Here is a 12,462-nt window from a genome sequence, read left to right on the forward strand (position 1 = left end):
TAAATTCCTCCTCTAATAGTGATAATCGTTATCAACGCTTAGGCAAAAAATTCGCGTCATTTTATGACGTATAATTGACATCTATTATCATTTACATTGTAATAAAGTCAATCCCCACTTGTCAAGTAGGGATTGACTTTTCGTCTATTTTTTTATTGGCTGACAAATACTTCGGGATAGATGAGTCTGGCCAATTGCTCAACCCCTTCAGCCAGGCGGAAGGTCGGACTTGACACAAGGTTTTCATCAATAATATAAACCTTGCCTTCACGGACTGCCTTAATTTTGTCAAAGCCAGGCCGTTGTTTAATACTGTCCGGCGTTATGCCGGGATTCATCGGACCGCGCTGTGCCAGAAAGACATCGATCGTTTCCGCCTTCATGAGCAAACGTTCACTGCCATAGGCGGCAATGCTGCTTGCGGCCTTTAACGGCTGGGCGTCGGCAGCCACGTTTAAGCCGCCGGCCAGTGTAAGTACTGTCCCCGGCATACTATCCGGGGTAATCGTGCGATATTCGGTAGCTGTTGCTTCAAAATACACCTGTTTTTTCTGCTGCGCTTTAGCTGTACGTTCCGCCACTTGCTGCAGTTTGGCATGAAAAGCAGCCAGTTTGTCAGCAGCTTGCTGCTCTTTGCCTGTCAGGATTGCCAACTTTTTTATATAGCTGTCAAAGTCGTCAAACTTTTCCGGATACAGGCAAACCACTTTAATATTAGCCTGCTCAAGCGTTTTGACAAAGTCAGGATGGCTTTGCTTGATAAACGGCCTGATAATAACCAGGTCAGGCTGGGCGGCCAATATCTTTTCCGGGTCGGCCCGGTAATCAAATACCGGCTTACGCTTGGCCGCCGGATCAGATTCGGCCGGGCTGACACCGATTATTTCCGCTTCAAGCCCCAGCGCCAGCAAGTTCTCGGTATGCGCGGAATACAAGGAGATAATTCGTTGGGCAGGCTGCTTAAGAACAATCGTCTGGTTAAGGTCGTCGGTAATCTTTATTTCACCTTCGCTCACAGTCGCAGCCGGCTTGGAAACGCCGCAGCCGGCTAATGCCATTATCAGTAAAACAACAGCAATTAGATAGACAGCTTTGCTTTTCATACACATATATCCCCCAACAATGTTTAGAATGAACGGCCCTATCCTATTTCTACAGATTGGAAAGAACGGCAAGACCTGTCTCGCCGGCCCGCACCACTTTGATGCGGAATACTTTCTCAATAAGATCAGGGGCAAGCACAACGGGTGCCGGCCCGTGCTGGACCAGACGGCCGGCCTGCAGAACAACGGCCTCGGAACAAAACGTACTGACAAGATTCAGATCATGAATAATAGACACCACCGTCAGTCCCTGTAGCCCGCACAATTCTTTAAGCAAATTCAGGCACTTAATGCTATAGTAAATATCCATATTGGAAAAGGATTCGTCCAAAAAAAGAATTTCCGGCTGTTGCGCCAGCGCCTTGGCAAACAGCACCCGCTGCCGCTCGCCGCCGCTTAATTCGGTTACCAGACGTCCGGCAAAATCCAGCGTATCCGTAAGCTGCATTGCATTTTCGACAACCGCCACATCCTGGTCAGTAAGGCCCTGCAGCCTGGATTTATAGGGAGTACGGCCCATGCCGACAATCTCCAGACAAGTATAGGGAAATTTAATATCCATATTTTGCGGCACAACAGCAATATGGCGGGCCAGTTCTTCAATCCGGTAAGAACCGATATCCCGCCCCTTGATGCTGATACTGCCGGAAACAGCCTTAAGCTGGCCGGTAATCAAGTTTAACAGTGTTGTTTTACCCGAACCGTTGGGTCCGACAATACCGCAGAAACTGCCTTGTCTGATGCTTAAGGTGATGCCCTGCAGCACCGGTTTAGACGCATAACCAAAATGTATATTGTCTACATGTATCATAGTAACGCCCCTACCCCAGCGTCTTGTTGCGCATTCTAAAAATATAAATAAAGAAAGGACCGCCTAAGAGTGTTGTCAATACCCCGACAGGTATCTCCACATTACCGACCGTCCGGCCAAAAGTATCGGCGGTCAATAACAAGATCCCGCCTGTCAAGCCGCACAACGGAATCAGCGCCTTATTATCCGAGCCTGTCAGCATGCGCACCATATGGGGTACAATCAGGCCGACAAAACCAATAATCCCACCTATCGCCACACAAACGGCGGTTATCAGTGCTCCGGCCGCCAACAGCACGATGCGAAGACGGGATGCATTGATTCCCAGACTGCGGGCTTCCCTGTCGCCCAAAGAAATGATGTTTAAGTCTTCGGCATAGTAATAGCATAGAAAACAGGCAGCCAGCACCAGCGGCCAGCCATAGACTACATGCTCCCAGTTTTTTGCCGCCAGACTGCCGATCAGCCAGGCTACAATCGCCGAAACCTGTTCGCCGGCCAGACTTTTGACCATACTAATAGCTGCCGACAAAATACTGCTGACAATAATCCCGGCAATCACCAAATTAGCGGATGTCACATAACCGCCTACCCGGGCCATAGACATAACGACAAGCAAAGTGGCCACAGCCCCGCCGAAGGCAAATAGCGTTACCGGCAGACCGCCCTGCGCAAAAATGTTAAGATAAATGGCCACACTGGCGCCAAAAGCCGCGCCTGTCGATACGCCCATAGTGTACGAATCTGCCAGAGGATTCATCAATAATGCCTGAAAAACAACTCCGGCAACCGCCAGACCGCCGCCAACGGCAATAGCCGCCAAAATGCGCGGCAGGCGAATATCCCAGATAATGGCGAGTTTGGCCGCATTAATATGGCTATAGGCGTCCGCATTGCCTGACAGCTTGCCGTAAATAACGGCAGCGGCATCGGCCATGCTGATGTCCGCCCGGCCAAAGCCAATAGCCGCTAAAGTAAACAAAATCATAGCCGCTAAGAGTATAAAACTCGCCATGCGGATTTTGGCCTGTTTGCGCTGGAGCAGCGCTGTTAAGGAACTACTGGTCATGCCAATGCGTGTTTACTCACTTTGGAGCGTTTGGTGAGAATAGTGGACAAATAGTTAACTTTTTTGCTGCCGGAAGCAGCCAGGTCATGAATAATCTCTTCGCCTTCCAAACCGCATTTGGAAACCATTACGGCATTTTCCACCATGCCGTGTTTATCCAGCTTTTCAATAATATCCGGGAAATTTTTATAAACTTTCATAAGCACCACATTGTCAGAGATGGCCAGCACTTTTTCCAGCCGCTCCTCGTTGATGGTTGCCGGCACGATGCTCAGAATGTCCCCGCCTTCGGCCAGCGGCATGCCCAGGCGGTTGCCAATAGCCGAAAATGAGTTGACCCCCGGAATATTGACAATCTCATGCCTGGAATCTTCGAGTAAACGGTAAACATACATATAGGTACTATACAGCATGGGGTCGCCCAGTGTCAGAAAAGCTACCTTTTTACCGGCATCCAGTAATTCCAGAATGGTCTTTTTATTGTTGACCCAGGCATCAGACAACGCTTGCGAGTTGTAGTTCATGGGAAATACCAGTTCCAAAACCTCGCAGCCTTCCTGGATATAAGGCCGGGCAATGGATAGTGCCGTACTTTCATCTTTTTTTTCGGTTCGGGGAGCAATCACAACATCTGCGGTCTTAATGGCATTAATCGCTTTCAAAGTTAATAATTCCGGGTCACCAGGCCCAACGCCGACACCATAAAAAGTTCCTGACATGTGAGTAACAACTCCTTAAATAATAAATTCTCTATCACCACACGACGGATGATAGAGAATTGTTTGCCTCAAGACCGGCACGCAAATCCCCTCCCCATCGCTCGTAGGTTATAACGGTGATTGTCAAACAGGCAGTTCTTCTGACTTAGGATCATAGCTAATCTGCGCCTTCCCAAAATAGCATGCTATTTCAGTGGCTTTCTGCAGGTTGCTCCCCCTTACAGCGGCGGGACCGTGCCGGCTTCGAACCGGCTTCCCTATTAAGCCCAATTGGGCACCTGTTCCTATTTAGTTACTTAAATTGTATGATTAACGGTGAGAAAAGTCAAGCATATTATGACGCTATGTCGGAACCTGCTGCAATTTCTATTTCCTAGATTTCATCTTAATCTGATGAATCATATCTCCTAAAATACCGTGCGCACTTTCCATAACCGTTTCTGATAACGTGGGATGCGGATGAATGGTTTGGGCAATCGCCTCCGCCGTTAAGCCGTTTCTTATTGCCAAAGCGCCTTCCATAATCAGGTCACTGGCATGCGGCCCCATAATATGCATGCCGATTATCTTACGGGTATCTTTTTCAGCAATAATCTTTACCAAACCGTCCGTTTCCCCCATTGTCACCGCTTTCCCGTTGGCGGCAAAGTTAAATTTGCCGGACACAATAGCAATCGCCTGCGCTTTGGCTTCTTCTTCGGTCAAACCAACCACGGCAATTTCCGGGGTAGTAAATATACAAGCAGGTATCGCCCGATAGTCCATAACCGCATGTAGCCCCATTGCATTTTCCGCCGCCACGACGCCGGCGGCCGCTGCCGTATGCGCCAGCATGCTCTTGCCGGTAACGTCGCCAATGGCATATATGCCCGGTATAGTTGTTTCCAGATGTTCATTCACCTTAATGCCTGTACGGTCATATTCCACACCGGCCGTCTCTAAGCCCAGCCCTGTCGTCACAGGCCGGCGCCCGGCGGAAACAAGGACCTTTTCCACGGCAAATTCCCGCAAATCCTTGCCGGTATCGACTTTTACCACTACACCGCCAGCAGCCTCTTCGATGCCGGTCACTTGGGCTGAAGCCAATATGTTAATGCCCTTTTTGCGTAAGCTAAGTCCCAGCCGTTTTACGATGTCACTGTCAACCATTGGCAAAATGTTCGGCAGCATTTCCACCACGGTTATCTCACAGCCAAAAGCCCTCATAACAGCGCTAAATTCCATGCCGACCACACCGGCGCCAATAACCAGCAGGCTCTTAGGTACTTCCGTCAGTTCCAGCAGTTCATCGCTGGTAAGAACAGCAGGCAAAGCATGTCCGGGAACCGGAATACTGCCGGGTACGGAGCCGGTGGCGATAATGATTTTGTTTACCTCAAAATTTTCCTGTCCCCTAGAGGTGCTGATCTCCAGATGGCGGGGGCCGGTTAAGGCTGCGGCACCTTGCACAAAGGTAATATCATTGCTCTTAACAAGTTGTTCAATACCGCCCCGCAAGCCGGCAACCACTTTGTTTTTCCGCGCCGTCACAACACTAAAATCAAAGCCAATATTGTCGGCCCGCAGGCCAAATTCAGCGCAATGCTTTAAGTCCTCCCACTTTTCCGCACTTTTCAGTAATGTCTTGGTAGGAATACAGCCTCGGTTCAGGCAAGCCCCGCCGATCTTCTCTTTCTCAATTAATAATACTCTGCCGCCAAGCTGCGCGGCCCGGATAGCAGCCACATAGCCTCCCGGACCACCGCCAATTACGGCTATATCGTAATCCATACTCAACCCCCCCTAGCGTAATAGATTCCACGAATCTTGCATGTATTTAACCGCCGCTAGTTCCTTCGCAGCCGCCTGCTCCCCTCGCGTCAAACTGTCGGCCGTGAGTTCAATACCAAGAGCAGGACCAAAGGCTGCCTCCATTGCCCGGCGGGCCTCATCCCAACTGATTTCCCGGCAGGCAGCCTCGTGAAGCGAGACTGCGCGTTTGGTGATCATAGCGACAAATGCTTCCTGCGCCTCAGGGGTTGGCAACCGCAGCAATGATGCAAGCCTTGGGGGATCAAATCTTAATAAAATGGACCCATGCTGCAAGATCACACCCTCTTTACGAACCTGGGCGCTGCCTACTAGTTTCCGGCCGTTGTAGGATACTTCATAGTGCGAAGGGGCATCAAAACAGGCGGCAGAAGCCGGCTGGCGCTTTACCTGACCGTAGGCGGCCTTGGGCATGCTCATTTGCGCCTCAACGCCAAGTTCTTTAAGTCCGGCCAATAATCCCTGGCAGAAAAAACGGTAGGAGGCGGTAATCGTTGCCGGTACCAACGGCTGCTTCTCACTGACCACCAGACTGTAGGTGAGTTCGGCGTCATGCAGCACGGCACGACCGCCGGTCAGGCGCCGGACGACGTCAATTCCCTGGCGGCGGCATGCTTCCATATCGACTTCACCCACCGCTTTTTGAAAATACCCTAAGCTGACAGCCGCCGGTTGCCAGCCGTAAAAACGAAGTGTTGGCGGTACTTTGCCGGCTGCATGAGCCTTTAACATGGCTTCGTCCACCGCCATATTATCAGCAGCCCGGCCTATACCGCTATTAATAACCCGCCACTTCACGAGCAACCCCCCCTTTCTCTCCCCGACCACACCAAGCAGCGTGATGCCCCGGTCAAAGCATCTTCACCGGCAAGCCGCTCTCCGCTATGGCCTGTCTGATTTCAAACATAGTAAGGGGCCGCGGGTAATTATACATTGTCCTGCCGGGGTGTTCATTATAATAAGGCCGGTTACAGCCGCTACAGCCACTGGTCTCAAACGCTTTGCCATCGGCTACCACATTGCTTGCTTCTGCCGGCGGCACATTTATGCCGGTCAGTTTGCCCTGCTGAAACTGAAATACTTCAAAGGCATAGCCTTTTTTCAGGAGGTAATACGCGATCTGAATACGCCGGTAATGGCATATGGCAGGCGGCTCTTTCTCCGCCCAGGCGGTACCCCTGACGGGGGTGAAGGCAAATAGCCCCACATTTATGCCGTTATCCCGGCAGGCTACCAGTGCCGTAATCATTTCCTCCTCGGTTTCACCAAGGCCGACAATCAGATGGGTGCCAACCTTGCCTGGCAGTTCGGCGGCACAGTTTTTCAAAAGTTCCCAGCGTTTCTCCCACCGGCCGCCCTTTACCTGTCGGTAAAGCTCCGGCGTAGCGGCATCCATCGCAAGGGAAATGCGGTCCGCGCCCTGGGCGAGAAGTTCTTTTGCCTGGGCTACCGTCTCGATATCGGCAGAAATGCAGACAGGCACACTGGATGTCCCCTTTAATGCTGTCAGCGCCTTCATGCTTGTTTGCCAACTTTGGCTGCTTTTAACAATTTGCAAACAAGCCCGTTGTAGCTTGCCTGCCCGAAAAGCGGTGCCAATCGCCTCTGCCGCCGCCTGTTCCGGGTATTCCGGCCAGGTTACCCGGGATAACCTATCCGCGCGGGCGGAGCTGTCCCGGGATTGGGCGCAAAACAGGCAATTGTTCCGGCATTTTTGCCCCAGCATAATATAGGCGGTGGTTGGGAGTACATCCGTTTTCAGTGGTTTCTTGCCCACTACGCAGGCCGTACCTGCCGACAGTTTCCATACATTCACAGTACGCAGCACTCCTCTCCCCGTTCCAGAGTAAGTCCCAGCTTTTCGGCTAACGTAACCGCTGCCGGTGCCGGATTGACGATGGTATCAAAACCGATGCGGACAGCCCATTTGTCCAATTCTTCCCGGTAATGCCCGCCTGGCCGCATACAGCCGAGATGCAGGGGAATTGCGGGAAAGCTTAACCGTGCGTAACTCAACAGTTGTGCTGTCGCCGCCAGGTCAGGCGGCTGCCTGTTAGCATACCGGCTTCCGGGTGTGGGCATAAATACAATAAAAGTCACTGCCGCGGCGCCTAGGGTCTGTAAAAGTTCCAACGCATGATACTCACCGCTGATCGCACCGCCTTTAAGACCGATACAAATATGCGGCATCACCTTAACTTTGCGTTTCAGTGCCTGATAACAGGCTATATAATCGTTTGCCGTGCGGTTGGTACCGAACACTTCCCGAATAGTGGCATTGTCAGCAACAAAATCAAAAGAAACACAATCGGCTATGGTTGCCAATTCTTCGATATCCTGATCACTTACCAGCCCGACATGCATATTATAGCGCCGGTTCTGTTTTAGCGCGCTTAGCCGGCTGATATGTTCTGCAACCGGTACAACGCCGTCGGCCCGGCAGCCGCCGCTCACCAGCCAGCTGGCGCTGGTGTCAGCGCCAGTTTCCGCGATAGTGGCAAGCGGTTTCATATTTTTTAGGTAATGCCCGCCGCAATGGGCACAGTTTAACTCGCATTTTTCACCTGTAACACTAACCGGCCTGGTCTTGCCAGGATAGACGAAGCGGATGGTCTCAGGCAGCGGCAGCCGTACTACTTTTGCCATCTGACAATCGGCTTGCGGGCCGCCGCCGTTTCATCAAGCCGGCCTACCACCGTCGTATGCGGCGCACTTGTAACCAGGGCCGCCTCTTCTTTGGCTTCCCGGGCGATATGGCGCATAGCGTCGATAAAGCCGTCAAGCGTCTCCTTACTTTCACTTTCCGTCGGTTCAATCATGATGGCTTCGTCCACGATTAACGGAAAATAAATTGTCGGCGGATGATAGCCATAATCAAGCAGGCGTTTGGCAATATCGAGCGTATGCACGCCAAAGGCTTTTTGTTCTTTGGAGGTAATAATACACTCATGCATGCAAAAACGGGTAAACGGCGCATAAAAATTCTGCTTGAGCTGACTTAGACAATAGTTGGCGTTAAGTACTGCATCCTGGCTGGATGCAGTGAGACCGGCGGCGCCCATTGCCCGGATATACGCATAGGCTCTGACAATAACGCCAAAGTTGCCGTAGAAGGATTGAATCTTGCCAATTGACAGCGGCAAATCCTCTTGCAAACGGTATTGTCCCGCTTCCTCAACAACCAGCGGCACCGGCAGGAAAGGCATAAGTTCTTTCTTTACGCCGATCGGCCCTGAACCGGGACCACCGCCGCCGTGCGGCGTACTGAAGGTTTTATGAAGATTAAAATGCACGACATCAAAACCCATGTCGCCCGGCCGGGTCATACCCATGATGGCATTGGCATTGGCGCCGTCATAGTACAAAAGGCCGCCGGCGTTATGGACAATTTGCGCAATTTCTCTAATGTTTTTTTCAAACAAGCCCAACGTACTGGGATTTGTCAGCATAAGGGCCGCCGTATCGTTGCCGACCGCAGCTTGTAATGCTTCTAAATCAACCGATCCATCGGCATGTGATTTGACTTCAACAATTTCCAGCCCGCAGACAGCCGCCGAAGCCGGATTTGTGCCATGAGCCGAATCCGGCACAATGACTTTTGTACGATTCTCTCCCCGGTGGCGGTGATAGGCCCTAATCAGCTTAAGTCCGGTCAGTTCCCCATGAGCGCCGGCTGCCGGCTGCATGGTAACAGCGTCCATACCGGCAATCTCCGCCAAATATTGCTGCATGTGATAAAGTACGGCAAGTGCTCCTTGTACGGTTTCGGTGTCCTGCAACGGATGAATAAAGGCAAAGCCAGGTAGACGGCAAGCATCTTCATTTATTTTGGGATTGTATTTCATGGTGCAGGAGCCCAGTGGATAAAAGCCTGAATCCACCCCAAAGTTCCGTGCGGATAATTCCGTGTAATGACGCATTAACTCAAGCTGGCTGACTTCTGGCAGCTCGGCTGCTTCTTTCCTTAAAAAGGTTTGTGGAATCATGGTTTCGATATCGGCTTCCGGCACATCGCAAGCCGGCAAGTCAATTGCGCAGCGTCCCGGCTTGCTCTGCTCAAAAATCAATGATTTCCCGGTTTCTCCGCTCATGCCAACGCCCCCAATCCGGCGGAAAATTTATCGATTTCCCCGCGCGTACGCTTTTCTGTTACGGCAATAAGCATACAGCCGGCAAGTTCGGGATAATAGGTACCGATATCAAAACCACCGATAATTTTATCCTGCAGCAGCCGCTTGTTGGCTTCAGCCACCGGTTTGTTCAGGCGCACGACAAATTCTTTGAAAAACGGCGCTGTAAACACCGGTTTGCAGCCGGCAGCCGTTGTCAACTGTTTATAGGCATAGTGCGCTTTTTGGCAAGCTAATAACGCAACTTTTCTAAAGCCTTCTTTGCCAACGGTATTGAGGTATACGGCTGCCGCCAGTGCGCATAAAGCCTCGTTTGAGCAAATATTCGACGTGGCTCTTTCCCGACGGATATGCTGCTCACGCGCCTGCAATGTCAGGACAAACCCCCGCCGGCCTTCCTGGTCGGTTGTCTGCCCGACAATCCGCCCCGGCATTTTCCGCATAAGTTTCTCCGTGGTCGCCAAAAATCCCAGATACGGACCGCCAAACGACACCGGCAGGCCCAGACTTTGCCCTTCGCCAACGACAATATCGGCCCCGAGTTTGCCTGGGGCTTCCAAAAGCCCCAGGCAAATCGGGTCAACCGCGGTAATCACCAGCGTTCCCTGGGCGTGCGCCATATCGGCGATTGCCTGACAATCTTCCATACAGCCAAAAAAGTTCGGTGTCTGCAGCAGTACGGCCGCCGTTTCCTTGCTCAATTTTTCCTTAAGTTCGGCCATGTCAATTTGCCCGTCCTGATAACCGATCTCGCCGACGGTATACCCCCGGTCAACGGCATAGGTAGCCAGAATAGTACGGTAATGGGGGTGCACGGTTTTCGCCACCAGCAACTCAGTACGTCTGGTAGCTCCGGCTGCCATCATGGCTGCTTCCGCCATACCGGTACCGCCGTCATACAATGAGGCGTTGGCTACCGCCATACCGGTTATTTCACAAATCAGACTCTGATATTCCCACAGCGCCTGAAGGTACCCTTGCGATATCTCCGGCTGGTATTGGGTATAGGCTGTATAAAATTCCGAACGTCTGAGTACATGGTCAACAACACTGGGTATGTAATGGTCATAGGCGCCGGCGCCGAGGAAACAGGCATACTCTGTCAAGTTGGCATTATTATTGGCCAAGGCAGCCAGATGCGCAGTCAATTCCGGTTCCGACAGCGCTGCCGGCAAGTTAAGCGGCCGGTTCAGCCGTAAATCGGCAGGAATATCGGCAAATAATTCTTCAACCCCGTCCACACCGATAGCTGCCAGCATGGCTTTACGGTCTTCCGGAGTATGCGGCAGATAACTCCAAGGCATATTAATGACCTCCCTCGGCCACCAGTTTTTCATAGGCTTCGCAATCTAAAAGCTTTCCCAATTCCTCTCCCCCGGTAATTTCAATCTTAGCAATCCAGCCATCCCCATAGGGATCCTGGTTTACCTTCTCAGGCGCATCGGCTAAATCTTCATTACCGGCAACAACCTTGCCGGAAAGCGGTGCATAAATATCGGATACGGCCTTAACGGATTCAACAACCGACAAGCCTGCCCCGGCAGCGACTTCCGTTCCGGCTGCTGGCAATTCGACAAATACAACATCGCCAAGCTGCGACTGGGCAAAATCAGTAATCCCGATAATCGCAATATTACCCTCCACTTTTACCCATTCATGCTCCTCGGTATACTTAAGATTTTTAGGAATATTCATGACTGTTTCCCCTTTCTGTAAAATGGTTTTGGAATCACTTCAGCCGGAACTTGTTTGCCGCGTATTTCGATAGCAATTTTCTGGCCGATTTTGGCATACCCGGCCTCCATCAGAGCCAACCCGATATTTTTGTCAAGTGTCGGCGCATACGACCCGGTCGTTACGCTGCCAATCGTTTTCCCCTCACAGACAACCGGATACTCCGCCCGGGGAATACCACGGCCGGTAACAGCAAACCCGGCAATTTTCCGTTTCAACCCCGCTTGCTTTTGCTGTGCCAAAACGTTCCGTCCGTTAAATTCACCTTTGTCCAGGGAAATGAACTTGCACAGACCTGCTTCCATAGGCGTAATTGTCGCCGATAATTCATGCCCATAGAGTGGCAATGCGGCCTCAAAACGCAACGTATCGCGGCAGCCAAGTCCGGCAGGCATTAGGCCATACGGCTTACCGGCCTCCATGACAGCTTCCCATAGATCAACGGCTTCTTGGGGATGGCAATAGATTTCGAAACCGTCTTCCCCGGTGTAACCGGTCCGTGAAACCATGACTTTTTTGCCGGCAACTATCGTCTCAGGAATAAACCAGTAGTACGGTAAGCCGGCCAGCGGAGCGTCTGTCAGTTTGCTGAGGATCGTTTCCGCCATTGGCCCCTGCAATGCCAATTCGGCTGTTACCGCCGAGAGGTTGGTCAGTTCAACCTGAAAGCCGGCGCTGTTTTCCTGCAGCCATTGCCAATCCTTATCAATATTGGCGGCGTTAATCACCAAAAAGTACTCAGCCTGGCTGCGTCTATAAATAAGTAAGTCATCAACCGTCCCCCCATCAGGGTAACACATCGGTGTATACTGCACCTGGGTATCGGCAATCCTGGCGACATCGTTTGTCACCAGCTTTTGCAAAAAAGCAAGTGCGTCGGGCCCTTTAACAAGTACCTCCCCCATGTGAGACACATCAAACAAGCCCGCCTTCGCCCGTACGGTCTTGTGTTCGTCCAGTATCCCCGTATACTGAACAGGGAGCAGCCAGCCGCCGAACTCAACCATCTTACCGCCATATTTTTGATGCGTTTCGTACAGCGGCGTCTGCTTTGCTGTCATACCAATCACTCCTTTTCTCTTACTAT

The 12,462-nt window shown here is 51.5% G+C and carries 12 protein-coding genes and 1 riboswitch; all 12 genes read right to left on the reverse strand.

The features are described from left to right. Window positions 1-152: 152 nt before the first annotated feature. Window positions 153-1,103: an ABC transporter substrate-binding protein gene (locus BLR65_RS03025; protein WP_169716804.1), complete on the reverse strand. Its 951-nt coding sequence runs from the start codon at window positions 1,101-1,103 to the stop codon at window positions 153-155. A gap of 49 nt (window positions 1,104-1,152) precedes the next feature. Continuing rightward, complete coding sequence (locus BLR65_RS03030) at window positions 1,153-1,914, reverse strand: ABC transporter ATP-binding protein (protein WP_093792353.1); 762 nt, start codon at window positions 1,912-1,914, stop codon at window positions 1,153-1,155. A gap of 10 nt (window positions 1,915-1,924) precedes the next feature. Beyond that, window positions 1,925-2,983, reverse strand: coding sequence for a FecCD family ABC transporter permease (locus BLR65_RS03035; RefSeq protein ID WP_211285108.1), 1,059 nt, complete (start codon window positions 2,981-2,983; stop codon window positions 1,925-1,927). Then, window positions 2,980-3,702, reverse strand: coding sequence for a precorrin-2 C(20)-methyltransferase (cobI, locus tag BLR65_RS03040; RefSeq protein WP_093792355.1), 723 nt, complete (start codon window positions 3,700-3,702; stop codon window positions 2,980-2,982). Before cobI ends, BLR65_RS03035 begins: the two co-directional genes overlap by 4 nt. Before the next feature lie 113 nt (window positions 3,703-3,815). Continuing rightward, a riboswitch (cobalamin riboswitch) is annotated at window positions 3,816-3,999 on the reverse strand. A 69-nt stretch (window positions 4,000-4,068) separates the two neighbouring features. After that, complete coding sequence (gene lpdA, locus BLR65_RS03045; RefSeq protein WP_093792357.1) at window positions 4,069-5,472, reverse strand: dihydrolipoyl dehydrogenase; 1,404 nt, start codon at window positions 5,470-5,472, stop codon at window positions 4,069-4,071. A gap of 12 nt (window positions 5,473-5,484) precedes the next feature. Then, a complete protein-coding gene (locus BLR65_RS03050; RefSeq protein WP_093792359.1) occupies window positions 5,485-6,309 on the reverse strand; it encodes a lipoate--protein ligase family protein in 825 nt (274 codons plus the stop codon). 52 nt (window positions 6,310-6,361) lie between these two features. Then, window positions 6,362-7,327: a LipS2 family lipoyl synthase gene (gene lipS2, locus BLR65_RS03055; protein WP_093792361.1), complete on the reverse strand. Its 966-nt coding sequence runs from the start codon at window positions 7,325-7,327 to the stop codon at window positions 6,362-6,364. Then, window positions 7,324-8,157: a LipS1 family lipoyl synthase gene (gene lipS1 / locus BLR65_RS03060; protein ID WP_093792363.1), complete on the reverse strand. Its 834-nt coding sequence runs from the start codon at window positions 8,155-8,157 to the stop codon at window positions 7,324-7,326. The genes lipS2 and lipS1 overlap by 4 nt, the downstream gene beginning before the upstream one ends. After that, entirely contained in the window at window positions 8,145-9,602 is a 1,458-nt protein-coding gene (gene gcvPB, locus BLR65_RS03065) for an aminomethyl-transferring glycine dehydrogenase subunit GcvPB (RefSeq protein ID WP_093792365.1), read from the reverse strand. The genes lipS1 and gcvPB overlap by 13 nt, the downstream gene beginning before the upstream one ends. Next, window positions 9,599-10,945, reverse strand: a complete 1,347-nt coding sequence (gene gcvPA, locus BLR65_RS03070; RefSeq protein ID WP_093792367.1) for an aminomethyl-transferring glycine dehydrogenase subunit GcvPA — start codon at window positions 10,943-10,945, stop codon at window positions 9,599-9,601. Before gcvPA ends, gcvPB begins: the two co-directional genes overlap by 4 nt. A 1-nt stretch (window position 10,946) precedes the next feature. Next, the gene (gene gcvH, locus BLR65_RS03075; protein WP_093792369.1) at window positions 10,947-11,336 is read right to left on the reverse strand and encodes a glycine cleavage system protein GcvH; all 390 of its coding nucleotides are present in this window, start codon (window positions 11,334-11,336) and stop codon (window positions 10,947-10,949) included. Next, complete coding sequence (gene gcvT / locus BLR65_RS03080) at window positions 11,333-12,436, reverse strand: glycine cleavage system aminomethyltransferase GcvT (RefSeq protein WP_093792371.1); 1,104 nt, start codon at window positions 12,434-12,436, stop codon at window positions 11,333-11,335. Before gcvT ends, gcvH begins: the two co-directional genes overlap by 4 nt. Between the last annotated feature and the right edge of the window lie 26 nt (window positions 12,437-12,462).

The sequence above is a fragment of the Sporomusa acidovorans genome (genome assembly GCF_900101845.1).
Taxonomy (GTDB): Bacteria; Bacillota; Negativicutes; order Sporomusales; family Sporomusaceae; genus Sporomusa; species Sporomusa acidovorans.

What these genes read in the sequence shown, in the direction of transcription:
- gcvPB (WP_093792365.1), bottom strand. Translation starts at nt 9,602, where the DNA reads ATGAGCGGAGAAACCGGGAAATCATTGATTTTTGAGCAGAGCAAGCCG.
- gcvH (WP_093792369.1), bottom strand. Translation starts at nt 11,336, where the DNA reads ATGAATATTCCTAAAAATCTTAAGTATACCGAGGAGCATGAATGGGTA.
- lpdA (WP_093792357.1), bottom strand. Translation starts at nt 5,472, where the DNA reads ATGGATTACGATATAGCCGTAATTGGCGGTGGTCCGGGAGGCTATGTG.
- BLR65_RS03025 (WP_169716804.1), bottom strand. Translation starts at nt 1,103, where the DNA reads ATGAAAAGCAAAGCTGTCTATCTAATTGCTGTTGTTTTACTGATAATG.
- BLR65_RS03035 (WP_211285108.1), bottom strand. Translation starts at nt 2,983, where the DNA reads ATGACCAGTAGTTCCTTAACAGCGCTGCTCCAGCGCAAACAGGCCAAA.
- cobI (WP_093792355.1), bottom strand. Translation starts at nt 3,702, where the DNA reads ATGTCAGGAACTTTTTATGGTGTCGGCGTTGGGCCTGGTGACCCGGAA.
- gcvT (WP_093792371.1), bottom strand. Translation starts at nt 12,436, where the DNA reads ATGACAGCAAAGCAGACGCCGCTGTACGAAACGCATCAAAAATATGGC.
- gcvPA (WP_093792367.1), bottom strand. Translation starts at nt 10,945, where the DNA reads ATGCCTTGGAGTTATCTGCCGCATACTCCGGAAGACCGTAAAGCCATG.
- lipS1 (WP_093792363.1), bottom strand. Translation starts at nt 8,157, where the DNA reads ATGGCAAAAGTAGTACGGCTGCCGCTGCCTGAGACCATCCGCTTCGTC.
- BLR65_RS03030 (WP_093792353.1), bottom strand. Translation starts at nt 1,914, where the DNA reads ATGATACATGTAGACAATATACATTTTGGTTATGCGTCTAAACCGGTG.